At 62.1% G+C, this 23,991-nt stretch carries 19 protein-coding genes and 1 pseudogene; 6 read left to right on the forward strand and 14 right to left on the reverse strand.

Annotation, left to right across the window (positions count from 1 at the left end; genetic code table 11):
- The 5 genes and pseudogenes from AX703_RS12625 to AX703_RS12645 all read right to left on the reverse strand — a co-directional run.
- Positions 1-388: pseudogene (locus AX703_RS12625) on the reverse strand (alkene reductase); the annotation flags it as partial.
- A 5-nt stretch (positions 389-393) separates the two neighbouring features.
- Entirely contained in the window at positions 394-1,023 is a 630-nt protein-coding gene (locus tag AX703_RS12630) for a nuclear transport factor 2 family protein (RefSeq protein ID WP_039336058.1), read from the reverse strand.
- Between the two features lie 13 nt (positions 1,024-1,036).
- Positions 1,037-1,555 carry a flavin reductase family protein gene (locus AX703_RS12635; protein WP_062344495.1) on the reverse strand — a complete coding sequence of 173 codons (519 nt, stop codon included), beginning with the start codon at positions 1,553-1,555 and terminating at the stop codon, positions 1,037-1,039.
- Positions 1,555-2,085, reverse strand: a complete 531-nt coding sequence (locus AX703_RS12640; RefSeq protein WP_062344497.1) for an Lrp/AsnC family transcriptional regulator — start codon at positions 2,083-2,085, stop codon at positions 1,555-1,557. The genes AX703_RS12635 and AX703_RS12640 overlap by 1 nt, the downstream gene beginning before the upstream one ends.
- The gene (locus AX703_RS12645) at positions 2,085-4,220 is read right to left on the reverse strand and encodes an NAD(P)/FAD-dependent oxidoreductase (protein ID WP_062344499.1); all 2,136 of its coding nucleotides are present in this window, start codon (positions 4,218-4,220) and stop codon (positions 2,085-2,087) included. The genes AX703_RS12640 and AX703_RS12645 overlap by 1 nt, the downstream gene beginning before the upstream one ends.
- A gap of 247 nt (positions 4,221-4,467) precedes the next feature.
- Here AX703_RS12645 and AX703_RS12650 point away from each other — a divergent pair, with 247 nt between their 5' ends.
- Genes AX703_RS12650 through AX703_RS12660 form a run of 3 tightly spaced genes read left to right on the forward strand, consistent with a single transcriptional unit; the run spans position 4,468 to position 8,844 of the window.
- On the forward strand, positions 4,468-6,222 hold the full coding sequence (locus tag AX703_RS12650; RefSeq protein ID WP_231735516.1) for an FAD-dependent oxidoreductase: 1,755 nt from the start codon (positions 4,468-4,470) through the stop codon (positions 6,220-6,222).
- On the forward strand, positions 6,215-8,011 hold the full coding sequence (locus AX703_RS12655; RefSeq protein WP_062344501.1) for an acyclic terpene utilization AtuA family protein: 1,797 nt from the start codon (positions 6,215-6,217) through the stop codon (positions 8,009-8,011). Before AX703_RS12650 ends, AX703_RS12655 begins: the two co-directional genes overlap by 8 nt.
- 14 nt (positions 8,012-8,025) lie before the next feature.
- On the forward strand, positions 8,026-8,844 hold the full coding sequence (locus AX703_RS12660; protein ID WP_062344503.1) for a Coq4 family protein: 819 nt from the start codon (positions 8,026-8,028) through the stop codon (positions 8,842-8,844).
- A 77-nt stretch (positions 8,845-8,921) separates the two neighbouring features.
- On the opposite strand, the gene AX703_RS12665 is transcribed toward AX703_RS12660, so the two are convergent.
- The 3 genes from AX703_RS12665 to AX703_RS12675 form a co-directional block, all read right to left on the reverse strand.
- Positions 8,922-11,351, reverse strand: a complete 2,430-nt coding sequence (locus AX703_RS12665; protein WP_197423705.1) for a TonB-dependent receptor — start codon at positions 11,349-11,351, stop codon at positions 8,922-8,924.
- Between the two features lie 133 nt (positions 11,352-11,484).
- Positions 11,485-12,363, reverse strand: a complete 879-nt coding sequence (locus AX703_RS12670; RefSeq protein WP_062344505.1) for a Coq4 family protein — start codon at positions 12,361-12,363, stop codon at positions 11,485-11,487.
- Positions 12,364-12,471: 108 nt separating this feature from the next.
- Positions 12,472-14,214 carry a D-aminoacylase gene (locus AX703_RS12675; protein ID WP_062344507.1) on the reverse strand — a complete coding sequence of 581 codons (1,743 nt, stop codon included), beginning with the start codon at positions 14,212-14,214 and terminating at the stop codon, positions 12,472-12,474.
- 148 nt (positions 14,215-14,362) lie between these two features.
- Between AX703_RS12675 and AX703_RS12680 the strand changes: the two genes are divergently transcribed.
- The gene (locus AX703_RS12680; protein WP_197423706.1) at positions 14,363-15,160 is read left to right on the forward strand and encodes a helix-turn-helix transcriptional regulator; all 798 of its coding nucleotides are present in this window, start codon (positions 14,363-14,365) and stop codon (positions 15,158-15,160) included.
- 290 nt (positions 15,161-15,450) lie between these two features.
- Here the strand turns inward: AX703_RS12680 and AX703_RS12685 are convergent, their stop codons facing one another.
- From AX703_RS12685 to AX703_RS12705, 5 genes are all read right to left on the reverse strand, one after another.
- Positions 15,451-16,779 (reverse strand): aspartate aminotransferase family protein, encoded by a 1,329-nt coding sequence (locus AX703_RS12685; RefSeq protein ID WP_062344508.1) that lies wholly within the window; start codon positions 16,777-16,779, stop codon positions 15,451-15,453.
- A 56-nt stretch (positions 16,780-16,835) separates the two neighbouring features.
- Complete coding sequence (locus AX703_RS12690) at positions 16,836-17,867, reverse strand: phosphotransferase enzyme family protein (RefSeq protein ID WP_082734566.1); 1,032 nt, start codon at positions 17,865-17,867, stop codon at positions 16,836-16,838.
- Positions 17,868-17,892: 25 nt separating this feature from the next.
- Positions 17,893-18,561: a haloacid dehalogenase type II gene (locus tag AX703_RS12695; RefSeq protein WP_062344509.1), complete on the reverse strand. Its 669-nt coding sequence runs from the start codon at positions 18,559-18,561 to the stop codon at positions 17,893-17,895.
- A 113-nt stretch (positions 18,562-18,674) separates the two neighbouring features.
- Positions 18,675-19,220, reverse strand: coding sequence for a RepB family plasmid replication initiator protein (locus tag AX703_RS12700; protein WP_231735517.1), 546 nt, complete (start codon positions 19,218-19,220; stop codon positions 18,675-18,677).
- Between the two features lie 634 nt (positions 19,221-19,854).
- On the reverse strand, positions 19,855-20,781 hold the full coding sequence (locus tag AX703_RS12705; RefSeq protein ID WP_156452040.1) for a hypothetical protein: 927 nt from the start codon (positions 20,779-20,781) through the stop codon (positions 19,855-19,857).
- A 1,613-nt stretch (positions 20,782-22,394) separates the two neighbouring features.
- On the opposite strand from AX703_RS12705, the gene AX703_RS28370 reads away from it, so the two are divergent.
- Positions 22,395-22,766 (forward strand): toprim domain-containing protein, encoded by a 372-nt coding sequence (locus tag AX703_RS28370; protein WP_231735518.1) that lies wholly within the window; start codon positions 22,395-22,397, stop codon positions 22,764-22,766.
- 455 nt (positions 22,767-23,221) lie between these two features.
- Positions 23,222-23,515 carry a hypothetical protein gene (locus AX703_RS27410; protein WP_156452042.1) on the forward strand — a complete coding sequence of 98 codons (294 nt, stop codon included), beginning with the start codon at positions 23,222-23,224 and terminating at the stop codon, positions 23,513-23,515.
- On the opposite strand, the gene AX703_RS12715 is transcribed toward AX703_RS27410, so the two are convergent.
- A complete protein-coding gene (locus tag AX703_RS12715) occupies positions 23,481-23,948 on the reverse strand; it encodes a MarR family transcriptional regulator (RefSeq protein ID WP_052242741.1) in 468 nt (155 codons plus the stop codon). The genes AX703_RS27410 and AX703_RS12715 overlap by 35 nt on opposite strands.
- Positions 23,949-23,991: the final 43 nt, after the last annotated feature.

Below are 23,991 nucleotides of genomic sequence, written 5' to 3' on the forward strand. Positions count from 1 at the left end.
GGATCGGATCGGGGCAGGGGATCGCGCTGGGGGCGACGGTTTCTGCCTCCGGGTCCTTGTTGGCGCGAACGGCGGCGCGGCCAACGTGCATCAGTTGCATCGCAATGAGGCCACCTTCGGCATGAACCGCATCGGCCACCTTGCGCCAGCCGGCGACCTGTTCCGGCGAATGAATGCCTGGCGTGCGCCAGTAGCCCTTGGCGGTTGGCGACGGCTGAGTGCCTTCGGTGACGATCAGCCCGGCCGAGGCGCGCTGGCGGTAATATTCGACCATAAGGTCGGTAGGTTCGTCGCACGGTCCGGCGCGGTCGCGGGTCATCGGTGCCATGACCACGCGGTTGCGCAAGGCAAGATCGCCGATTTTCACGGGCGAGAATACATCGGCCATGGCGCTCAGCTCCGCACGCGAGGCTTGGGCAGTGGCGCGCCACGCCGCATCGTCTCGATGAACTTCTCGAGCGGAGCGGGCGGCTCTACAGGTCCATCGTGCGGCTGTCCCTGTCGGGCCCAGTAGGTCTTCCAGCTCGGGAACAGATCATGAAAGCTGCCGTGATAGGGTGGCACTCCGGGCCAGCGCATCTTGCGATCACCGACCGGTGCCTTGTTGATGTCGCTGGCGTACCAATAGAGCGGCAGGCGGCGGCGGAAGTACCAGCGGCCGTCGATGCGTTCATACTGGTCGAAGTACATCATCTGCATCAGCACCCACTCGGCGCCGCATTCGTGCTCGTTCTTGGAATAGACCACGCCTTGCGCATGATCGGGATCGTCGAAGTCTATGATGTGACCGCCGATATGGTGGCTGGTACCGTCGAACTGCATAGAGTGCGTTTCGTCGAACCAATCGCGCAGGGCTTTGCGTCCGGTCTTGCCGCCGCCGACACGCACGTCTTCGGGGAACAGGTTTACCCAGGCATCGCCGTCGCGCATGTCCAGAGCAAGCGAATACTTGGCAGGCAACTGGCGGATCGCGTCGAGGGACTCCAGCCGATCGATGCGGGCGAGGAGGGATGCTTCTGTCATGATGGTCGTGCCTTCAGCAAATGGGAGTGGGCCGATAGAGCGAGCCGTTGGCCCAACCGACGATATCGTCACTGCCCGAAGTGATCAGATCGTCGACCTCGCCGACCAGCAGGTCGTGCGTGCCAAATCTGACATTCTCGCGGATTGTGCAGAAGATCGCGGCGGGAGCTTTGTCGATGTACCAGAGGCCCTCATGCGCATGGTGGACGTGTTGGCGCCAATCATCCTGGCGAAACCGCATTTCGCGCGCAGCGGGATCGGCGAAGGGGCGGACGTGGCCGTCCTGCCCAGCCTGCAGCAGGTTGATGCAGAACCGTCCGGCCCGCATCATTGCATCGTGTGCCGAACCCGAGCGGTTCACACAGATCGCCATTGCTGGAGGATCCAGGCATACCGGCATCAATGCCGACATGGCGAGGCCCACCGGCGCGCCACTTTCGGGGTCGAAGCTCGTAACAATTCCCAGCGGCGCTGGCATGAAGCGCAGTACGCGCTTGAGGCGGGCATCGAGCGCAGTTTGGTCATTCGGCATCAGGGCCTTGCCTCCTGACTCCGGCTTTCGATCGGCGCCTCGTCAAACTTGTACTTGATGATGTCGACCACGATGGCCGGTGTCAGGGTACGGATGCCGCGGACCGTGGAGAGCTTGTCCAGCAGGAAATCGGACAGGCTGTCGAAATCGCGCAGGGCGACGAGCATGTCGATGTCGTAGCGCCCGGTGACCATATGCGCGGCGAAGACTTCGGGCAGGGCGCCAAGCTCCGCCGCGACTTCCGACGCTGGACGCCCGTCCACCTCGACCGAGATGCGCAGCAGGACGTTGAAGCCGTGGGCGGAGAAATCGGACACCGCGACGACGCGCAACTGGTTCGCGTCTTCCATCCGGCGGATGCGGGTGGAGACTGTCGTCGCTGTAAGGCCGAGGCGTTCGGCGATCTGCTGGTTGTTGGCGCGGCCGTTGCTGCGCAACTCGCGGATGATCGCCTGATCGGTAGCGTCAAAGCTGAACACGCGGGCGGCGAGGCTGCTGGCGCTTCGGGTTCCGTTTGCCGGACGCGCCATCAGCCCACCTCGCAGATGGCGCGCACCGCTGCCCGCGCGCCGTGCATTGCGCCCTCGATATAGCCGACGCCGCCCGCATCGCCGATGGCGTGGACATCGAAACCGGCGATACGGAGGGAATCCGCCAGCGTCAGGTCGCCTCGCGCGCCCTTGGCGACGATGACGTTGCCGGCGGGAACGGTCTGCGGCTGGCCCGCAGCGTCGGTGAAGGTCACGCTGTCCTGGCCGATGGCGATGGTGGTTGCGCCCGCGTGGAGACCGACGCCATGTTCGGCAAGTTCGGCCATCAGGCGCATGCGGCGCACAAGAGTGAGGCCTTTGCCCATGCGCGGGGCTTCCTCGATCACGTTGACGGTGCGGCCACGTTCACTGAGGAATTCGGCAAGTTCGAGGCCGACGAGTTCGCCACCGATGATGGTGACGGTATCCGCAAGCGGCATCCAGGCGTGGGTGGCCTTGCGCACCAGCGCCAGATTGGCGGTGGCACCCGTCGCCGCGCCGACCTTGGTGGCGAGACGGGTGAACAGGCCGGTCTTGCGCTTCAGATCGTCAGAGCTTTCGCCCAGCATCATGCGGCGCATATCATCGCCCGAGTAGACGTGGTCCTGATCGTTGCCGGGGATGGGCGGCATGTCGCGGATCGCGCCAGTGGCTACAATGACGGTCTGTACGCCGAGTTCGCGCAGCAGTTCGGGGGTTGCGACGGTCGAAAGGCGGACGTCAATGTCGGCCTCCTTCACCTCACGGCGCAGCCATTCGAGCAGGCGCTCGTTCGGTTCATAGGCGAGGCTGGCAAAGCGCAGGGTGCCGCCCAGGCGGTCCGACTTCTCGATCAGCGTGACCTTGTGGCCGAGGGCCGAAAGCCTGCGGGCCGATTCCATGCCGCCGGGTCCACCACCGATCACGGCGACGTGACTAGCATTGCCGTTTGCGGCAGGCGCATCGCCTTCGAACTCGTGAGCAAGGTTGGCGTTGACCGCGCAGCGCGTGGGCTGGCCCATGTAGATCGCCGAGACGCAAGTGTAGCAATAGACGCAGGGGCGGACCTTTTCGGCCTCGCCCGTTGTCAGCTTGCGCGGCAGGTGCGGGTCGGCCAGCAGCTTGCGGCCCATCGCGACGAAATCGGTCTCGCCCTTGGCGATGGCGCTTTCGGCGCTGTCCACCTCGATCCGGCCTGAGCCGATCACCGGGATCGACACGACTTTGCGGATTTCGGCCGTGGCGGGGAGGTTCCAGTTTTCCAGATGCGGAATGTTAGACTGCGAGTGCAGCTTTCCGACAGAGGTATCGTGGTACGAGGTGATGGTGATCGCATCGACGCCGGCGGCTTCGACAAGGCGGGCGTGCTCCTTGGCCATTTCCAGCGTGATGCCGCCGGGCTTGCCCACTTCCTGTGAATCGAGCTTGATCCACAGCGGATAATCGCGGCCGACTTCGGCGCGGATCGCGGCGATGACCTCAAGCGTCAGGCGCAGGCGGTTCTCCACGCTGCCGCCGTACTGGTCGGTGCGGGTGTTGGTATAGGGCGAGGTGAACGAAGACAGGAGGTAGCCGTGGCCGCCGTGGATCTCGATCCCGTCGAATCCGGCTTCCTTGGCGCGGCGCGCGCCTTGTGCGAACTGCTGCACGGCAAGGTCGATGTCGGCCTGTTCGAGCACCTTGAGCTCGGGCATCTTCATGCCGGCCAGCGCCTGCAGTTCCTCCATGAGGAAGTAGTCGATGAAGCTGCCCTTGGGCGCGGGCGGAACGGCCGGTCCCCACAGCTTATGGCCCCAGCGGTTGAAGCTGTATCCGGCAACGAAGCCGCCGTGGTGCAATTGCGTGGCGATCTTCGCACCGTGAGCATGGACACGGTCCGTCAGTGCCCTAAGGCCGGGGATGAAACGATCGTCCGAGATCGCGGTCTGCTGCATTGCCACTGCGCCGACCGGCCAGGCAACGCCGGCCACGCCACAGATGATCAGGCCAGCCCCACCGCGCGCCTGCTCTTCATGGTAGGCGATCAGTTGTTCGCCTACCGTGCCGTCATCTTCCGACAAGCTTACACCCATCGCGGTGACGGCAATGCGGTTCTTGGTCTCCATAGTGCCGATGCGGCCCGGCGAGAGCAGGTGGGGGTAGAGGTTGGAAGACAACTTTGCGGTTCCTCGTCCGAGCGGCTACGACGCGCAGGATTCTGCCTTGCAGCGTCATATTGTCCATTATTGCGTAATCCATGGCTCATTGCCCTACGATAATCAAGGCGGAAAGCGGAGGCTTTTGGCATCTTGCGGAATATCTGGGCCAAATTTCCCCATGGAGACGCGCATTTCGCGCGTTTCTCTCGAATATTCGTAAAAACATGTCTTCACGGCTACGCATGGTGTTGACATTGGGAGATCTGTGGCGGCATCTGCGTTACCTGATAGCAAGGGCTTCCGCCAAGGAATCCGGGACAGGATCGAGATGGGCATGGAGTGGCAGAGCGAGGTCGACGTTGTCGTCGTCGGATCGGGCGCAGGCGGGATGCTCGCCGCGCTGGTGGCGGCAAAGAATCGTGCGGAAGTCGTGGTGGTTGAGAAGGACAAGCTGTGGGGTGGAACAAGCGCCACCTCTGGCGGCGGCATCTGGATTCCGGGCAGCGACCAGGCCAAGGCAATGGGCTTTGAGGACAATCTGGACGATGCTTTCAAATATGTCCGCGCGCTTTCGGCTGACAACGTGCCCGACGAGAACATCCGCGCTTATGTCGAGAACGCCGCGCCGATGCTGCGCTGGGTGACGGCAAACACCGGCGTCGTCTACACCTCGCAGCCCTATCCCGATTATCATGCCGAGAACCCCGGGGGATCGGTCACCGGATACCGCACCCACCTGCCCGAGATGTTCGACGGCACGCTGCTGGGCGAGGACCTCAAGACGCAGCGGTTGCCATCGCCTGCGGCGAGCCTCTTCGGCTATCTCAACTGGACCTTCGCCGAGACCTACCAGTTGCTCTATCGCGGTCCCGGCTGGCTGACGGGGCTGGCGAAGAATATGGCGAAGTACTGGTTCGACTGGCCGCTGCGCTTCACTTCGCGCAAAGATCGGCGGCTGACGCTGGGCAATGCGCTGACCGGCGCCTTGCGGGTCGCGCTGAACGAGGCAGGCGTGCCGGTGTGGCTCAAGACGCCGATGAAGGAGCTGGTGACCGAGAACGGGCGTGTCGCCGGGCTGGTGGTGGAAAAGGACGGCAAGCCTTTTGCCATCCGCGCGCGCAAGGGCGTTGTGCTGGCGGCGGGCGGGTTCGACAAGAACCAGCAGATGCGTGATGCGAACGCGCCGCTCTACAACAAGGCCTGGGCATCGGGCGGGGTGACCAGCAACACAGGCGATGCGATCCGGGCAGGGCAGGCCGTGGGCGCGGGCACGATGAACATGCATTCGGCCTGGGCCGCGCCGGTGTTTCATGTTCCCGGCGAGGACCGCGGGCGGCTGTGCACGATCGAACGCGCTCTGCCGGGGTGCATCATGGTCAACCAGAAGGGCCAGCGTTACCTCAACGAGGCCGCTTCGTACCACATCGTCGGCCAGCAGATGGCCCGGCGGCAGCGCGAATTCGCCGATGCCAGCCCCAGCTGGATGGTGTTCGACCACAAGTATCGCCACCAGTTCCCGATGGGGCCGCTGCTGCCACTGGTGCCGGACTGGCTGCAATCGGGCGCAGTCAAGTCGATCCTCAAGAAGGGGCGCACGATTGCTGAACTGGCGCGGGACATGGGCGTCGATCCGGCAGCGCTGGAGCTGCAGATCGCACGGTTCAATGCAGGCGCGACCAAGGGCGAGGATCCCGAATTTCATCGCGGCGAGGCGGCCTATGACAAGATGTATGGCGACTATCGCCACCAGCCCAATCCCTGCCTGAGACCGCTGACCGAGGGGCCGTTCTACGCCATGCCGATCTATCCCGGCGACATCGGCACCAACGGAGGCTTGCGCACCAATGCCAAGGCGCAGGTGGTGGACGATGCCGGACAGCCGATTGCCGGGCTCTATGCCGTTGGCAACAACGCGGCATCGGCGATGGGCGAAAGCTATCCGGGTGCGGGCGTGACCATCGGCCCGGCAATGACCTTCGGCTATGTCGCGGCGCGGGACCTGACCGGGGCCAATGACTGAAGCGGGCAAGGTCGTCCGCATCGGCGGGGCGAGCGGGGCGCTGAATGACAGCGCGATTGCCGTGCCGGGGCTGCTCAAGGTCGAGGGGCTGAACTACCTTGCCTTCGACTACCTGGGCGAAGGGGCGATGGGCATCTTCCGGCGGATGAAGCAGGCCGATCCGCGCTCAGGCTTCCTGCCGGATTTCGTCGACATCCACATCGGGCCATATCTCACGGAACTGAAGGCGCGCGGCATCCGCGTTACTGCCAACGCCGGGGGGATGAACCCGGAAGGCCTGGCCGAGATGATCCGCCAACGCGGGCGCGAACAGGGGCTGACCTTGCGCGTGGCGACAGTGACCGGCGACGACGTCGAACATCTAGTGCCGCAGCTGCGCGCCGAGGGTTTGCGGGATATGTACAGCGGCGCGCCCCTGCCCGAGGGCGAGATCGGGATGCACGCTTATATCGGCGCGTTCGGGATCGCGCGTGCGTTGGATGCCGGGGCAGACGTGGTGATTACCGGGCGCGTGGTCGATTCCGCGCTGATCCTCGGGCCCTTGATCCATGAGTTTGGCTGGGGACCGGACGATCTGGATCTGCTCGCAGCGGGCACGGTGGCGGGGCACCTGCTGGAATGCGGTGCGCAGGCGACCGGCGGCACCTTCACCGATTGGCGAGACGTGCCGGACTGGGCGAACATCGGCTTTCCGGTGGGCGAATGTCACGCCGATGGCAGCGTTGTGATGACCAAGACCGATGGCACGGGCGGCCTCGTTTCAGTGGGCACGATTGCCGAGCAGCTGCTTTATGAAGTGGGCGATCCGCGCGCCTACATCGTGCCCGATGTGGTGTGCGACTTTACCGGGATCATGCTGGAGCAAGTGGGGCCGGACCGGGTGCTGGTGCGCGGTGCCAAGGGCTATCCAGCGCCCGAAACGCTCAAGCTGTGCGGGACTCATGAAGATGGCTGGCGCTCGGTTGCGCTCATTCCGGTCAGCGGGATTGATGCTGTGGCCAAGGCGCGGCGGACGGCAGAGGCCTTGCTCGAGAGGGTTTCCGCCATGCTGGAGGAGCGCGGCTGGGGGCCGTGGCGGCAGAGCCATGTCGAGGTGATCGGCACGGAGACGGCGTGGGGACCGAGGGCGCAGGCGCTGGAGCCCCGCGAGGTGCTGCTCAAGATCGTGGTCGATCATGCCAATCCGGCAGCCTGCATGCTGTTCGGGCGCGAACAGACCACAGCGATCATGAACATGGCGGTCGGCACCTCGATCGCGCCGATCATCGCCGCGCCGCGCGCCTTTCCGCTGACGGGCATGTTCTTCGGCCTGATCGACCGGCGCCGCGTGACGCAAGCGGTGGCGCTTGATGGAGTGGCGCTGGACTTTGCCGACCCGGTGGTGCCGGGGTTCGATCCGGCGGCATTGCCGCAGATCGAGGGCGAAGCGGCAGTGATCGATGGCGAACTCGTCGAAGTGCCGCTGATCCGGCTGGCGTGGGCACGCAGTGGCGACAAGGGGCGGCTGTTCAACGTCGCGGTCATTGCCCGCGATCCGGCATTTCTGCCGTGGATCCGGGCGAGCCTGACAGTGGCAGCAGTGACGGACTGGTATCGCCACCTCTTCGATGCTCCCGCGCATGCGCGGGTCGAGCGGTTCGAGGTGCCGGGCGTCCATGCGATCAACTTCCTGGCGCATGACGCACAAGGCGGCGGGATCAACCTATCGCCGCGCTTCGATGCCGCGGCCAAGAGCATGGCGCAGTACCTGCTGGAGATGCCGGTGCGTGTGCCGGCGTCGCTGATCTGAAAGAGGACAAGCTGATGGCCGACGACCTGCCCTACCTTGCGCGCGGTGCGAAGCCTGTGGCGACCGACAGCACCGTGCTGGTCAGCAATTCCGATTACCTCAACGAGCCGCGCCTGCGCGACTGGCTGGCCACGGCCTATTTGCGCAAGAGCGGCAAGGATTCGCCCACAACGCTTGATGCGCACAAGCTCTATGGCATCCTTGCTGACATTTTCGACGTGCCGCGCATCGAGGAACTGTTCACCGCCGAGCGCAAACGCTGGCCTGAGCTTGATGCGTGGTTCGCGGCGGGCTTTTCGTCGAACTTCACCGTGGAGGAGCTGCTGGCCAATCCGGATGGCTCGCTTGGCCACACCTTCGGGCGCTACTTGCGCGACAACGGCTTCGAGATCGACATCGTGCCGCGCTTCACTCCCCGCAACCAGTTCGAGTATTTCTCGCTCCGCAGCGGCCAAACGCATGACTTGGAGCATATCGTCTGCGGCGGCGGGTTCGATATCATCGGCGAACTGGTTCCCTACTTTGCACGGCTGTCGAACCTGCCGCGTTTCCTCGATCCTGAACTGGTTGGCTTGATCAATGCTGGCCAGCTACTTGGCGCGCTGCGCCTCGTCTCGCGCACCGGGCTGCATTACCAGGCCGCGTTTCCGACCGCGCTCAAGGCCATGCGCCGCGGCATGGACGTGGGCGAGCAGTCCAGCCCCTACTGGATGGCGAAGTACGAAGACGTGTTTCACCTGCCGCTGGCAGAGGCGCGGGCGGCGCTTGGCATTGTCGGCGCGGTGGACCTCGACAGCCGCGAGGCCTCGCTGCTGTGGCCTGAATACAGCTGAGACCCGAGACAAGCGAGGGGCCGGCGCTCTCGCGCCGGCCCCTCTCCCCTGTTGTAATGCGATCAGACTTTGGCAGATCAGAAGTTCACGCCCAGCTCCACGCCATATGTGCGTCCGCGTTCGTAGCTGCCGGTGAATAGCAGTACCGGGGCGCCGAAGCTGATGTAGCGCTTGTTGAAGATGTTGTCCCCGAACACCGAGAGCGAGACCTTGGCGCCGCCGAGTCCCACGTCGGCAACGCCCAAGCGACCGTTGACCAGCCAGTAGGCGGATTGGCGGTTGCGGTCCTCCAGTACTGGCTGGTTGGTGAGAAGATCACGCAGCGGAGTGGAGGTGAGGTAGTATGTGCTGCGGTAACGGCCCTCGATCAGCGCAGTGACATGACCGCCGCTGCTGGAAAAATCGGGTGAGTTGTAGCTGGCGGCGGCGCGGCCGGTCCACTTCGAGAAGTATGTCGGGCGTGCGAAGGCAGCGACGTCCTGCCCGTTCAGGATGAACTGCTTGTAGTTGAAGTCGGTGTAGGACACGCTGCCTGAAAGGTTCAGGCCCGCGACCGGCACGACATCCAGTTCGGCTTCGAAGCCCTTGATCTTCGCCTTGCCTGCATTGTCGAAGAACTGTCGCCCGTTGATGAAGTTCTGGGTCTGCAGGTCCTTGTAGTCGTTGTAGTAGGCCGCCACGTTCAGCCGTACCTTGTTGTCGAGGAACTGGGTCTTGGCGCCCAGTTCATAGCTGGTGAGGTTTTCCGGGCGATAGGGGATGCCCGAAAGGATGCCGCCCGAAACGTAGCCGGTGGCGACTTTCGCAAAGAGCGTGGTCTGTTCGGTCGGGCGCCAGGTCGCGATGCCGGTCCAGGTCAGCTTCTTGTAGGTTGCCTTGTAGTCACCAACGCCCAGCGAGCCACCTTGCGCGCCCGAGATCACGAAGATCTTTAGTTCGCGGTCGTCAATCGTGCCGCGCAGGCCGCCGGTCAGGTCGAAAGTGTCGGAGAGGTGCCAGGTCAGCTGGGCATAGCCGGCCATGGAGTCGTTGATGCCTTCGGTGCGGGTGATGCCGCTGCCGAAGATGTTGTCGAGCGGGCTTGGCACGATGGTGGCAGACGGCGTGGGCGAAAGGATGCCGAGCACTTCGGTGCCGGGCGACTTTTCGTGGAAATAGAACAGGCCAGCGGTCAACTGGTAACTGTCGTTGGAAAGCTGGAACTGCAGCTCCTGGCTGAACTGCTCTTGACGAGTGGCTCGGGCGGAGAGCAGCGGGAAAAAGTAGTCGTTCGGTCCGGGTGCATTGGCCGGGTTGAACAGGATCGCCTGGATCTGCTGCGGGGTCAGTCCGGGGGTAAGGAATGCACCCAACTGCTGGAAAGTGAAGCGCATGCCGCCGGCCGAGCCGAGATCGAAGATCACCGGGTCCTGCCGGAACTTGCGGTAGGCGCTGATCGACTTGACGGTGAAGTTGTCGCTGGCCTCGAGCGTCAACGTCAGGCTGTGGCCCTGGGTGACGACATGCTCCTCGCTGGTGGCAGCTGCGACCGAGGACAAGGGACCATTCAGCCCCTCGTTGGTAGTGCCGCCAAAGAACGGCTGAAGCGCCACGATGGGGCCGAGCAACTGCCCCGAGGCGTCGGGGATCACGCCAAGGCTCTGCATCGCGCGGCCCGAGGCGCGGGTGTCGGTATAATCGAAGCGGTAATCGGCGGTAAGCGCGCCGAACTCGCCGCGCACCGCGATTTGCCCGCCATCGACGTTGCGATAGCCGAGCTTGTTGACGAAGCGCTGCGTGCCGAATTCGGGCGCGCGCAGGGCGATATTGAGACCCTTGCCGCCCATCGTGTTGGTCACGTCCCCATCGATCTGGTCATGCAGGTAGGACAGGCGGATCGAAAACGGGCCAATCTGCGGCAGGTCGAGCGAGACCTTGCCGCGGAAGGCATCGTAGTTGCCATAGGAGCCGGTGGCGCGCACGCCCCACTCGCCCTCGGGGGCGGCGGTGACGATGCTGATTGCGCCGGATGTCGCATTGCGACCGAACAGCGTGCCCTGCGGCCCGCGCAGCACCTCGACCCGCTGGATGTCGGAAAAGTCGAGCAGCGATCCCACGGCACGGCCGATGTACACGCCATCGATATACATGCCGACCTTGGGATCGACCGAGTTCGACGAGGTTCCGGAGGCGACGCCGCGAATGATGATGGTGGGGTTGGATTGCTGGCCCTGCGCGTTGAACTGCAGGCTGGGCGCGAGGCCGGCGAGGTTGCGCACGCTGGTGACGCGCAACGCTTCCAGTTGTTCGGTGCCAATCGCAGTAACTGCCACGGGAACCTTCTGCAGGCTTTCCTCGCGGCGCTGGGCAGTGACGATGATTTCCTGGACCGAGGCTGACTGGCCGGTGGTTTCGGCCTGCTCTTCAGCTGCGTTTTCCTCGGCGTGGGCCAGGGGTGCGAAGGCCAGCGCGCCAGCCGCAAGTATCGTACCGCGCAGGAGCATGCTGTGGGTATGCCGTGCTTTCATGATGTCTCTCCCTCCGTTGTTTTTCTGACGCCAGAGCTTGTTGCCGGGCGCGATGCAAAAGGAGCGGCAAAGCGCGCTGCGCTCGCCGCCCCTGTCATTCAGCAAGGTGGTCCGGTGATGATCGGACTGGCCTTCATTCGGCAGCTTCCATCATCGGGACGCCATAGTTGGGGTCGTCCTCGTTGCAGAGGCGGTTGGTATCGTCCCAGCGGCTGTCGATCACGGGCGTGATGTTCAGTTCGCGACGGATGTCCTCGATCTGGACGTCGGCATATTCGCGCCAGTCGACCAGCATCAGCGGGTACTTCCATTTGCGGCCCTGCTGCGCGCCGATGAACTCCGCTTCGAGATTCACGACCATCGCTTCGGGATAGAACAGCGCGTCCTTCATCGTCGTCTTGGCCTTGAGGTAATAGGCGATGCGGCTGAAGAAGTTGCTGAGCTCGGGGTGGAAGTAGAGCGCCTTGGCGTGCATGTTGGCTGAAAGCAGCGCTATTTCGCCGCCATGGTTCGGGCCGAAGCCGGTGATCATGTGCTCGATATCGTGCGAAAGCGCGGTCTGGCGCAGGTAATAGGTGAAGTCGTTGACGACCTGAATTTCCTGGAAGAACAGATCGAGCTGGTAGCCCGAATTGACCATGAAATCGTGGATCTTCGCGCCCAGCGTGCCGGGGGCGCAGTCCTTGGTCTCGTCGATCGTGAAGTTGGACAGGCTCTTGCGCTCGAGCCAGCGCTTGAACAGCGGCAGGCGGGCCTTTTCCATCTCGAACAGTTCAATGATGCGGGGCATGTCTTCCAGATCGTGGAGGATCTGCGCCACTTCCGGGATGTATGCCGTGTTGGGAAGGTCAGGCCCGTTGCGGCGCAGCATCTCCTGCGAGATCAGTGCGCGCAGGCCCGCATGGTTGAGGTACTTGGAAGAGCTTACGAGGACCGAGCTTTCAGTCTCGATCTTCTGGATCCGGCCGTTGAAGTAGGCCCGGTCGGCATCGCCGATCTTTGCTTCGCTCATGTCGGCATCCTTTCCTGATATTCTGCAAAGGGTTAGGGGGCGTCCGGGAGGGAGTGGACGCCCCCAGTGCGAGGGTTCATCTTGGGGATTTGGCCCTCGCTAAGACGGTCATTCCGCAGCCTCTGCCAGCGCAGCATCGTCGTTGGCGGGGGACAGGAACTCACCCGGCATCGCGCCGGTGAATGCGCCGTTCTCGAAAGTCGGAACGCCGTTCACAAGGGTGAGGCGGGTGGGCATCGCGGCGCGGGTGAAACGCCAGGTGGTGCCGCCCTTGCCGTCGGGCACGTCGTGCGCCTTGACCATTTCGCGGCGCTGGATCTCGTCCATGTTGAACACGGCGATGTCGGCGCGCTTGCCTACCGCGATCACGCCGCGATCATGCAGGTTGAAGTGGCCGGCGAGCTTGCCGGTCATGATGTGGATGGCCTGCTCCAGCGTCAGCTTCTTCTGTTCGCGGACATACTGGGTGAGCAGGAGCGCGTTCTCGCCCCCACCGCACAGCATCTGCAGGTGCGCACCAGCGTCGGAGATGTTGCCGACGGTCTTGGGGTCCTTCATCAGCTCCAGCGTCAGGTCCTCGTCCTTGGGGAAGGGGGCCATGTGGACGGTGGAGCGGGTGCCGTTCTTGAGGATCCAGTCGGCCATAGCGTCGGAGCGGTGCAGGCCCAGGCTGTCGGCGTATTCCTTCAGCGTGATGTTCAAGGGCCCGGTACCGTTCTCGCTGTCGAGCAGGAACAGTTCCTGAGGGTTCTTGAGCGGCGAATGATCCCAGGCCTGCGTGTCCCAGCTTTCACGGGCACGGGCACGCCAAGCCGGATCGGCGAGAAGCTGCGCCTTCTTGTGGTGGTCGTCCTCAAGCACGACTTCATGCCAGACATAATCGTTCGACTGCGCGAAGATCAGCGACTTCACCAGGCTGAGGGTCGAGGTGGGAGAGACGTGGGCATAGCCGGGCCAAACGTCGACACCGGCTTCGCGCATCTTGCGCACCGATTCCTGCATGGCGGGCAGGATGCCCTTCTGGAATTCGAGCGTCGGGATGGCCCCTGCAATCTGGCACTTGATGTTGCGGCCGCCGAGAAGCTTCGCGAGACGCTCCAGATTGGCCGGGCCGGTCATGCGCATGAAGGTGTCGACAATGACCTGGTAGCAGCAGCCGGGATAGCGCTCCATCACGTCGAACAGGGCTTCGAACTCGGCGTCGTTCGCCATCAGTGTCGGGACGGGGCGGTTCTGACCGTCATGGTCGTGCATGTTGTCTGACATGCCGAGCGCACCCGCGGCGAGCGCGTCGTCGAGGAGTTCGGCCATCTTCGCGATTTCTTCAGGGGTCGCCTCACGCTCCCAGGCCTCGACGCCCATTGCTGCCAGGCGGATGGCGATGTGGCCGACATAGGCGGCGTAGTTCAGCGGTGCCTTGACGTTGCGTTCGACCGATGCGCGGTACTCGCTCCACTTGTTCCAGTCCCACGGCAGGTTCTGCATGAACGGGCCTTCGGGAATGTCCTCGAAGAACGAGAAGATGCCGATCATCTCGCGCTGGGCGGGCATGTATTTATGCAGCGGTGCTGCGGAAAAGCCGCAGTTGCCAAGGATCATCGTCGTTGCGCCATAGCCCGGCAGGGGATCGAGATCGGGCTGCCACCACATCGTCCCGTCGTAGTGGGTATGGCTCTCGATGAAGCCGGGGGTGACGTGGCAACCGCTGGCGTCAAACACGCGTTCTCCAGCCGGTGCGAGGCCTTCACCGACCTCGGCAATCACGCCGTTCTTCACGCGCACGTCAGCCTTGAAGGCGGGTGCACCGGTGCCGTCCACGACGGTGCCGTTCTTGATGAGGATATCGGTCATTTCATTCTCCCGTTGGGTTCGCGAGATCGCTGCATGTTGCGCAGCATCGTCCGCAGAATCTTGTTCGTTGGGTGCAGCATATGCATGGGTGCGGTTGTGCGAAGACGGGCTCTTGCCAAACGGATCATCCTGTTATCTAATTCGGATCATGACGCGATACGAACCTACGGCATCAGCGATGATTTCTGCTCTGCGCCGTCATTTGCGCAAAGATGGATGGACAGTTCTACGACTTTCGCGGGAGCTGGGCGTCGGTGAGGCCACCGTGAAGCGGTGGCTGGCGGGCAAGGGACTTACGATCGACCGGCTTGAGCGCATGGCGCAGTTGTGCGGGCTGGTGCTGGGTGACCTGGCGAGGGAAGCAGAAGAGTGCCCGGGCGATCTCGCGCATGAGCTGACGCTGGCGCAGGAGAAAGCCCTGTCGACCAACATCTTCCTCTCGTTCCTGTTCATGGCCCTGCTGGGCGGAGTGCCGGCAGAGGAAGTGGCGGCTGACTTCAATGTGCCCGCTGCGGCAATGGATGCTGCGCTCGAACGGCTTGAACGTCTGGCGCTGATTGACCGGTTGCGCAGCGGGCGCGTGCGGCCGCTGGTAGACCGCGCTTTGGTCTTTCGGAAGCAACCCTTGCGCGCCCTGTTCGAGGTTCACATGAAGCGCACGTTCTTCGAACTTGATTATTCGCAGCCTGAGACCGTCTACAGTGCAGAGACCGTCAAGCTCTCACCTGCCGGTGCTGCGCAATTGGCCGAACTCATCGAGCGCCATCACGTGGAAGTGCAGGTGCTTGCCGAACGTGACCGCGAGTCTCATGCGGGTGTGGCAGGTAGCGGTTGGTACGGCATGCTGAGCGTGATGCGCCCCCTCGACATGGAACCAATGCGTGTGGACGGGATCACGGCATGGACGGATGCACTAGGTGCGGGTGGTGCAAAGGGGCCGGTGTGAACGTCTTTGCGCAACCAGCACCTGCTCTTGGCATCAGGCAGAAACCTGAAAAATGTAACGCTAGCGTCCAGACTTGCTCAGGGTCATAAGGCTATGGCTGCTTCGAGGCGAGCGGCTGGCAGGCGGTTTACGACTTGGCGGACGGGCGATGAGCCTCGACATCACTGACTTCGCATGGGGCTGCCGCGACTTCATCAGTCAGGAAGTGGTTGCAGGTGCCTTTACGCAGACACCGTGCGATCTTCCGCAGATCTCGCGGCCCCCTGCACGGCACGAAGAGAATGCGGCCGCTAGCTCGAGGCCTCCACCAGGGCCTTCCGAAGGGATCGCAGAAAGAGATCCACATGCTCCTCTTGGCAAACCAGAGGCGGCCTGATTTTCAGGGTATCCTCGTTTGCGGAGGTCGTGCTGATCAGAACGCCGCCACCCCGCATGAGATTGACCACGTCCAGCGCCCGACCACGCCGCTGGTGGGTCGAGTCCGAATCCAGACCGATATCGACGCCGAAGAAGAGCCCCGCATTGCGGATGGCACGGATTCCGGGGGTTTCGCTCGCAATCTGTTCGAGCCCGGCATGCAGTCGTGCGGAAGCGGCCAGTACGCTTTCCATTATGCAGTCCCGCTGCAAAATGGTTAGCACTGCATCGGCAGCAGCGATGCCGACCGTATTGCCGGCAAAGGTGTTCGAATAGCGTGCTGTGTTGCCAAACGTCTCCATCGGAGACCGTCGACCGACCACGCCGCCGATCGGAAAGCCGTTACCCATCGGCTTGCCCAAGGTGACCAGATCAGGAACGATGCCGTGGCGTTCGAAGCCCCACATATGGGCGCCGGTGCGGCCAAAGCCGGGTTGCACTTCGTCCGATATGACCAACCCGCCAACCTCGCGCACTGCCTCGACCGCGCCCGCAATGAAGCCCGGGGGATCGATCCAGACGCCGTCGCTGGAAAAAATGCTGTCGAACAGCAGCGCGGCGACGCCGATGCCACGACGCTGCAAGTCGGCGATCGCCGCACGAACTTCAGCTTCGAAGAAGCCGGAGGCGTCTGCATCGGACACACCCGCAGGGCCAGGAAGGCGCGCGATTCTTGCGTAGGGACTCAGGTTCACAGCAGCGCCCAGGTTCGGAGAGACCGCGGCTACAGCAGCACTGGTGCCGTGATAGGCGTAAGACGTAACGATGACCCCTTCGCCACCGCTCGCGAGACGCGCGATGCGCAGGGCAAGGTCGTTGGATTCGCTGCCGGTGCAGGTGAAGACCACGCGGTCCAGCTCGGGCGGAAATGTTGATGTGAGCCGCTCGGCATATTCCACCAGCCTCGGCTCGAGATATCGCGTGTTGGCGTTGAGCCGCGCGGCCTGCTCGGCCATCGCCGCATTCACTTCGGGGTGGCAGTGGCCGAGCGAAGGCACATTGTTGTAGAAATCAAGGTAGGGCCGATCGTCCGGATCGTAGAGCCACATGCCTTCGCCCCGGACAAAGTGTACAGGCTTGCGGTATTGTAGCCGATAGGATGCGCCGAGCACAGCATCCCGCCGTGCGATCAACTCGGCCTCGCGCTCCGACAGTTCCGCATCGCCGGGGCGGTAACGATTGGGCATGAGATCTACAGACATCAATTCTCGCCTCATGTTCGGGTATCAGGTGTCGTCAGGAACGTGACTTTTGCGCCTCAGGCTGCTGCAGTTTCGCTTCGGCTCAGGAGCGCCAACCCTCTCTCGGCCCTGTGGACGTTCTTCATGATGTAGCCAGCTGCATCGGGGAAAAGATGCGCTCGCCAATGATTGATAAGGATGAGCGCACCTTGGCGCGCACGCATCAGGCCAGGCAGCAACTCGACCTCGAGCGCCGAGAGGGGCAGGATGGAGGCATAGCCTGCGATCAGATGCTCGGCTCCCCCCAATGGCAATGCAGGATCGCTAACGAAGTGTCCCGCAGCAATGGCGAGGTCCTGCAAGCGCGGGTTCCAGCCGCCGTCGCCGAAGTCGATGAAGGCCACGCCTTGCGGCGTTGCGATCATGTTGAAAGGGCTCGGATCGTTGTGAGTGGCCTGCCAGTCCAGTTCGTCAAGTCGGGGCGCGATGGCTTCGGAATAGTCCGCCATGGCCTGCCGTACATGGCAGGCGGTGGGTCCTTCGGGGACGTAACGCTGCAGGCGGGCCAAGCCATTCCAGCATTGGAGGTTCCACAGGACCGGCCGCCGGGCGCCGGGCAGTTCAAGGGTGGCCATGGCACGGTTTAGCCGCGCCAACCCCGCGCCTACATCGTGCAGCAAGGCGGGTGAATGCACGAGCGTGTGCAGGGCTGGCCCATCGACACACGTCTGGAGGTATCCGCCCGTATCCTCATGCTCGAATAGCAAGCCGCCTTGATCTGTGCGGATCACACGCGGGACAATGACGTCGGCGGCATTCTCGAGTTCGGCGAGAACGGCGCTTTGGAAGCGAAAGCTATCACACGCGGACAGCCTGTTTGAGGTCTTGAGGATCAGGCGCTGGCCATCGGCAAGCGTCGCCACACAAGTGCGCTCGACCTCGGACGACAGCGTTGTGAGGGCAGCCTTGATCCCGTAGTATGCATGCAGCAGGAACTCGCCGGTTTCTGGCTCGGCTGTGTCCGGAAGCTGCGCGAGGCTTTCGGCGGCAGCGCGCAGGAATGCGGGGCCATCACCAAAATGTGCTGCAATGGGTGCGGTGGGCGCCATGGCATTCACCTCGGCGAACCGAGACTCACAGCCCGAATACTGCGGGCAGGCGTGTGATGTCTGGAATTTCGCTATATTCGTAGAATGGATTGGCTGGCTCGTGGCCACGGTTGACCCAGACCTTGCTTTTGATGCCGATGTCATAGGCCGACATCAGATCGTGTCGGAACGAGGAGGAGACGTGAGTAATGTCCTCCGGTCCGCATCCAAGTGTGTCGAACATGTACTCGAACGCCTGCAGATGCGGTTTGTAGGCTCCGGCATCCTCAGCGGTCAGAACGGCGTGGAAGGGTGCGCCCAGCTTCGCCACATTCTTCGGTATCTGTGCGTTCATCGAATTGGTCAGGATTACCAGGGGGATATGCCGTGCCAGTTTTGCGAGACCCTCTGGTACATCTGCATGGGGCCCCCAAGTGGGCACCCGGTTGTAGATTTCCTCGGCCTGTTCCAGCCTGAACGAGACGTTGTTGCGCTTGCAGGTGCGTTCCAGGGCCTTGTACACCACTTCGCTATATGGCTTCCAATCGCGCAGTACTTCATCGAGACGATATGCCTGGAAGTTGCGGATGAACTCGACCATGCGCGGCTCGTCTAGCAAATGACCAAAATGATCGCGTGCGGCATCTGCCATCTGGAAATTGATCAGCGTACCGTGACAATCGAAAGTCACGTACTTGGGGCGAAAGTGGCTCATGGCGGCTTCCTCATCCTTGCGGTGCCGCCGTTAGTAATCGCCGCGATGAAATGGGTTTTGCCGAATGTGTGAGGCTTTCGGCAGAATTTGCCGAGATTTCGGTTCCCGGCCGCTCAAGACCAACGATTGCGCGCGTATATGAGTATTTCCTCAAATAAATAAGCTTGTCGATTTACATAATGTAAATAATCGGAGCGCTGGATGACACGCTTGAAGTTCTCCGAGAATTCGAACTCAACGACGCTCAGGCCATCTTCGGAGACTTCCTCAACACAGCTGGCAAGCAGGGACTGCGACATGATCGCCGGCTTGCCCTTGCGCGTCGTCGTGCGAATGCGAACGATAACCCGCAGCAGCTCGTCCATGACCGGCTGAATGCGCTCGTTGCCCTTGTGCGACCCGCGCAACTCCTTCTTCGTGATGGTGAATGTCTTGTCAGACCCGGCGTCCGGCCCGGCCTTGCGCAACATCAGCGCAAAGGCCTTGCGCGCTGCCGCGCTGAGCGAACCGGTTTCAAATTCGGATTCGACAAGCTCACCGGGCTTGCTGACAAACTCGAGATCGCGCCTGCGGATTACATCGGCAACCCTGAGTGTCCGCCCGAGACCCTCAAGATCCTCTTGCAGCTGCAGCTCTTCCGTGGCCGAATCGACTTCCATATGAGGAGCGTAACATCACCTCCTCTCAAAGAGAACATCCCCCCCGATCCCTCACATAGACACCCCGGATCGAACACGGCCCTGTTTTGCATGTCAGGAACGAACGTGCACGCCAGGCATCCCCCAAGAACCCTGGAGGATCACATCTGCTACCAAGAACGTGCCCCCCGTAACCTCATGTAGTCGCCGCAACGCTCATGACCCATGAGCCCTGCGCTGAGGGTAACGCCCTGTTCTGTCTGCATCAAACCAGCACTGGGGTCAGGATCGTGTCCATCCCCCAAGACCTCACATTGTCAGATACACCCCCCCGGTTCCTCACATAAACCTTTCTGCTCAAGGTCCCCTGGGCTCGGCATCCCATCGCACAGTCGCGGTCACAGGTGCAGTACAAGCCCCCGCGTGCTCATATAAAGACCGCCAGCACGATGGCTTCCCCCATAACTCATGGGAAAAAACGTTCTCAGGCGAGCTACGGACAAAAAATCGACGTGTTTGAAAGCGATACCTCGCACTTTGGAGAAGGCAATTGCAACTCCCCCAAGACCTCACACAATCCCCCGATTCCTCAAGACATCGCCCCCACCAGCACATGCTGAAGCCCCCAAGGCCTCATCCAGTCGCCCCCGCAATCTCACAATGACTCGGACAAAAGCACGATAAACCGGGCTTTTTGGAGCTCCGAATCCTTGAATCTGGAATCAGGAGAAGACTCCCCGAGCAATGCTCGGGCATCTTTATCACTGGATTCCCGACAGGAGACAGTACCGTAAGGGACGTAATGCTGCCGCGCACAAAGCCGATCAGCATCGCAGGGCAAGCGTGACAAGGTCGGCACATAGTTTGTCAAAGCCTGCCGTCCCGGGAACATATGACAGCCTTTCACCGCCAGGCAAAGCCGCCAAGCTCGGTTCGGGACGATCGGCGTCGCAGGGCAGGCAGGTGAGCTCGAACTCTTGCTTGAGCCCGTCGCGGCACAGACGGCCAGCAAAAACCTGTGCTGGACCATCTGCACCAAGCTGTCGAGCAATCTGCAGTGCAGTGCAGTGCAGTGCAGTGCAGTGCCGTGGCAATCGAGACGCTCCATGATTGCAGCAAGACAATCCAGCATATCCCGCTCGTGACTGCAGGCGAGGGGGGTGAACTGGTCGCGGCGCCAAACCGGCACCACGGCAGCAGACTTCGGCTGCGGGATGCCCGACCAATCGAATTCTGCGCATACCAGCGCCAGAAATGGCCCTTGACCCACCGGCATCTGACCCACCGGCATCGCGTGCGAAACCGATCCGCTGACACCATCGCGAAGATCAATTCGTCTGCCTGAACGAAGATACAAAGCGCGGGCGTTTGCTGCCTCGACCACGATCAGCACGAAAAATCGCGGGGCGCGCGCGCCGATGGTCGCCCAGAAGGCGCCAGACAAGGCTCTTGGACCGATGAACAGGCAGTCACGCAATTGAACGCTGCCCGCAAGATAGAACGGTGCAGCAGCGCCAAGCAAACAGTCCATCTGGAGATGCGCCCCGCGTTCGGCGAGAGTTTCGATATCGAGCCGACCCATCCTCGCGCTGGCCAACAGGTCCATCAAGCGCAGGTACAAGGAAGAACGAACCGGTTGCCTAGCCGCGACAAGGTCAATTTCGGGTCCGGTCTCAAAAGGGTATCGACCGCACGCCATTGCAACACACTCCGTGCCGACCCATCCTGGCACTGCCAAGTGCAGCACGACGATGCCATTTTCACCAAGGAAAACAAGCAGGTATGTACCTGTCAGGTCTGGCAGGCTTAAGGTGCCATGCAGGCAAGCTCAGGGCAGGTCGTCCCGGGCAGGCAGGTCCTGATCAGGCAAGGAAAACGATGCCGATCTTGCCTTTCAGGATCATCGCACGGCCTGCCCTGCGGGATTACGCCAAGGATGGCAGTGGTATAGCCTGGGGACTCAGGATGCCGCCAGATCGATCAAACGATATGCCACCTGGGCAAAGGCGAGTGCGAAAATCAGACCGAACTCCACAAAGAGCAGCAAGTTGCCTTGGCGAGCAAACCTGCAGGTGCACGAACGTTGGGAATTGGACTCTACCTCGCGAGCTTTCGCAGGTGTAGCTGGCAGAACTGGAGAATCTGCTTCGATCATCGGTACTCTCGCAGTGGAGATTGCACCTGCTTTAACCCATCAGCATGTTCGCACAGGCCGGCCAAGTTGGCAATACGGTGTCGTCGCAGCACTTGATGCTCGATCGTCTATCGCTAGCGAGCGGGCGATGGTCGGGTAGCGATGGACTGCACCGCTCGAGCGCTCCTGGTGCGCTAACAAATGGGCATTGCCGACACAAAAAATGCCGCAGCGACACGGGAGGACGCTGCGGCCAAACTCCGATCGGCCCACCTTACAATAAGGATTTGGGGCGGGTGGGGCGCCGATCGCTCGGGTCGTTATCTACACTCCGCTCATATCTTGCCACAACTTTCGCCCCGAAACTGGTTGAAGGTCGAAGCAACCGGATTCGCTCCGCCAAGGGCTCACGACCAGCCTGGTTCGTAGTCCCTAGTTCGTCGGCCTGATTGGTCGGCATTGCCGTTTACATGAGGGATCGGGGGCACGCTCCGCCAGCATCGCCGCTCGCTGCGGCGCAGGGCTGGAAGGGAGCGGCAGAGCCTGTCACGGCAGGGGAGGAGAGGGGGGTGGCAAAGGGCATGAAACGCTTTGCTCCAACGCCACGCCTTCAGAGCCTCGTCCAGCGTCTTGGCGGGCGATGGTACGGTGACTATGCGATGTGTCGCTGTCCTGCACACGATGATCGCATCCCGTCCCTCTCGCTCCGCCAAGGTCAACGTGCCATTCTCGTGACGTGCCATGCCGGTTGCCCAAGAGAAACGGTCGTGCGCCTTCTAGGCCTTGACCGCGCCCCAGTTAGCGGTGTCCTGGCCACGCCCCTGCCGAACGTCTGCCATGTGACGAGCAGTGCCGCGCTAGCCCTCTGGAGCCGCGCTGGGACTGTCGAAGATACGCTTGCAATGCGTTATCTTTGCGACTTGCGCGGCTTTCCCCGGACGAGCGTGAGGGCCCTGCACGATATCCGCTATCTCGAACGGTGTCCGCTCGGGTCGGGCAAGTCTGCGTCATACCGTCCGGCCTTGCTTGTCGCCATGCGAAAAGCGGATCGGGTATGCGCCATGCAACGCATCTTCCTCGACCCGCAAACCGCTGCATGTACCGGCAAGTTCGTTCTTGGCCGGGCTGTCGGCGCTGCCTGGTCCAATGGCCACCCGAGCTCGGTGATGGGTATCTGCGAGGGCTTCGAGAGTGCAGCTGCCTTCACCTGTCTCACCGGAATTCAGGCCTTTGCTACCATGGGAGCGGCGCGCTTCCACCAGATCGACTTGCCGCAAGGTCTTGAGCGGTTGATCCTGCTGGCAGACAATGACCGGGAGGGGCATCGCGCCCAGAGGAGGGCATCTCGCACGCTTGCCCGGCCAGGCCTCGACATCGAAACCTTATGGCCGCCACGGGGCCTGAACGACTGGGCTGACGCCTTGAAGCAGTAGGCAGCATACAGGCTTGTGTTCGCGCAGGTCGTGCGAGTCTTTCGCGCCCGCTGCAAGAAGCGATCGTCTCTATGTCAAAAGGACAATTCCCCGGTTCCTGGAGGAGGGCGGTGGCGAAATGGTCGCGACGGCGCATTGCCGTAACCCTCTTACAGGTTCAGCCACTGGTCGACGATCAGGCTGATTGGCAGGATGATAGTACGGAGTCAGGAGCAGGGAGGCCCATGGCCGGATCGAGGCACCGCTTCCTGGCATTCTGGGACCATCGAATCTGCTGAATCTGCCAACGTAAAAATGGCCCTGCTTCCAGGCTTCAGGAAGCAGGGCAAGGCAAGGACAAGGCCAGTCGATGCTGCTCTTGAAGTTGCAGATCCCGGTCTGTCCCCCGCGCAAGCTTTGCGTCCCCTTTCCGAGGATTTCGGCATGCACTGGGGCAAAAAGCAAGTATCCGTGCGGTGCGTGATCTGCAACAACTGGGCTACGAACCCCTGCTCATGGCCGCGAGCTCGGTTCAGGGCACGAAGGAAAAGTCATTCTGCCACCATACGGTCTCAGGACGTTTCGTGCTCGGTTGTCGGGCGACATCGTGCATTGTCCGCGAGCGCTTCAAGGGCATGCTCGATATAGATCGCAGCCATTTTCATGCCCATGGCATCGAGCTGGCGCTGAATCGCCTGCAGGGCCTGTGCAAGCTCTTCAGGGCGGTTTGGCTCATTACATGGCGTAGGCAAGGTCGAATACCGGATTGAATTGCGCTGCCATGTTCTCCAAAACCTCTGAAACAGTGCCCAGCCCCCGATCGGTCAGGCAGAGCCAAAAGCGCCGACGGTCGTTGATGTCAGGCTGGCGAATGACCAGTCCTCCATCGTCGAGCAGTTTCAGCCAGCGCAGCGAGGTTGCGCCAGCAAGATTGGTAAGGAGGGTGATGTCAGTAATGCTGACCCGGACCCTTTCGCGTCTTGCGATGTAGAGTTCGATAAGAATGCGCCAACCAGGATTGCATGCCGGCAGGATTGGCAGGAGCTCCTCCCGCTTGGCAAAGTTCTCCTTCAAGGCTCGCGCGATCGCAAGGGCGTCGAATTGATGCGAGGTAGGGACTGCCCGTGGCACGTGCTGGGGCTCGAGCAACTGTGTCAAGATCTTGCTCGCTATCCCGATCTGCACTTTCTCGGCATGGTTCATGGCGAGATGCTCTTCCTCTTCCCGTAGTTCTGGCAAGCCTGCT

The organism is Novosphingobium sp. CCH12-A3 (assembly GCF_001556015.1).
GTDB lineage: Bacteria > Pseudomonadota > Alphaproteobacteria > Sphingomonadales > Sphingomonadaceae > Novosphingobium > Novosphingobium subterraneum.

What these genes read in the sequence shown, in the direction of transcription:
- AX703_RS12660 (WP_062344503.1), top strand. Translation starts at nt 8,026, where the DNA reads ATGGCCGACGACCTGCCCTACCTTGCGCGCGGTGCGAAGCCTGTGGCG.
- AX703_RS12690 (WP_082734566.1), bottom strand. Translation starts at nt 17,867, where the DNA reads ATGGCGCCCACCGCACCCATTGCAGCACATTTTGGTGATGGCCCCGCA.
- AX703_RS12630 (WP_039336058.1), bottom strand. Translation starts at nt 1,023, where the DNA reads ATGACAGAAGCATCCCTCCTCGCCCGCATCGATCGGCTGGAGTCCCTC.
- AX703_RS12715 (WP_052242741.1), bottom strand. Translation starts at nt 23,948, where the DNA reads ATGAACCATGCCGAGAAAGTGCAGATCGGGATAGCGAGCAAGATCTTG.
- AX703_RS28370 (WP_231735518.1), top strand. Translation starts at nt 22,395, where the DNA reads ATGCAACGCATCTTCCTCGACCCGCAAACCGCTGCATGTACCGGCAAG.
- AX703_RS12670 (WP_062344505.1), bottom strand. Translation starts at nt 12,363, where the DNA reads ATGAGCGAAGCAAAGATCGGCGATGCCGACCGGGCCTACTTCAACGGC.
- AX703_RS12675 (WP_062344507.1), bottom strand. Translation starts at nt 14,214, where the DNA reads ATGACCGATATCCTCATCAAGAACGGCACCGTCGTGGACGGCACCGGT.
- AX703_RS12695 (WP_062344509.1), bottom strand. Translation starts at nt 18,561, where the DNA reads ATGAGCCACTTTCGCCCCAAGTACGTGACTTTCGATTGTCACGGTACG.
- AX703_RS12700 (WP_231735517.1), bottom strand. Translation starts at nt 19,220, where the DNA reads ATGGAAGTCGATTCGGCCACGGAAGAGCTGCAGCTGCAAGAGGATCTT.
- AX703_RS12640 (WP_062344497.1), bottom strand. Translation starts at nt 2,085, where the DNA reads ATGGCGCGTCCGGCAAACGGAACCCGAAGCGCCAGCAGCCTCGCCGCC.
- AX703_RS12665 (WP_197423705.1), bottom strand. Translation starts at nt 11,351, where the DNA reads ATGAAAGCACGGCATACCCACAGCATGCTCCTGCGCGGTACGATACTT.
- AX703_RS12685 (WP_062344508.1), bottom strand. Translation starts at nt 16,779, where the DNA reads ATGTCTGTAGATCTCATGCCCAATCGTTACCGCCCCGGCGATGCGGAA.
- AX703_RS12680 (WP_197423706.1), top strand. Translation starts at nt 14,363, where the DNA reads ATGACGCGATACGAACCTACGGCATCAGCGATGATTTCTGCTCTGCGC.
- AX703_RS12655 (WP_062344501.1), top strand. Translation starts at nt 6,215, where the DNA reads ATGACTGAAGCGGGCAAGGTCGTCCGCATCGGCGGGGCGAGCGGGGCG.
- AX703_RS12635 (WP_062344495.1), bottom strand. Translation starts at nt 1,555, where the DNA reads ATGCCGAATGACCAAACTGCGCTCGATGCCCGCCTCAAGCGCGTACTG.
- AX703_RS12705 (WP_156452040.1), bottom strand. Translation starts at nt 20,781, where the DNA reads ATGGGTCGGCTCGATATCGAAACTCTCGCCGAACGCGGGGCGCATCTC.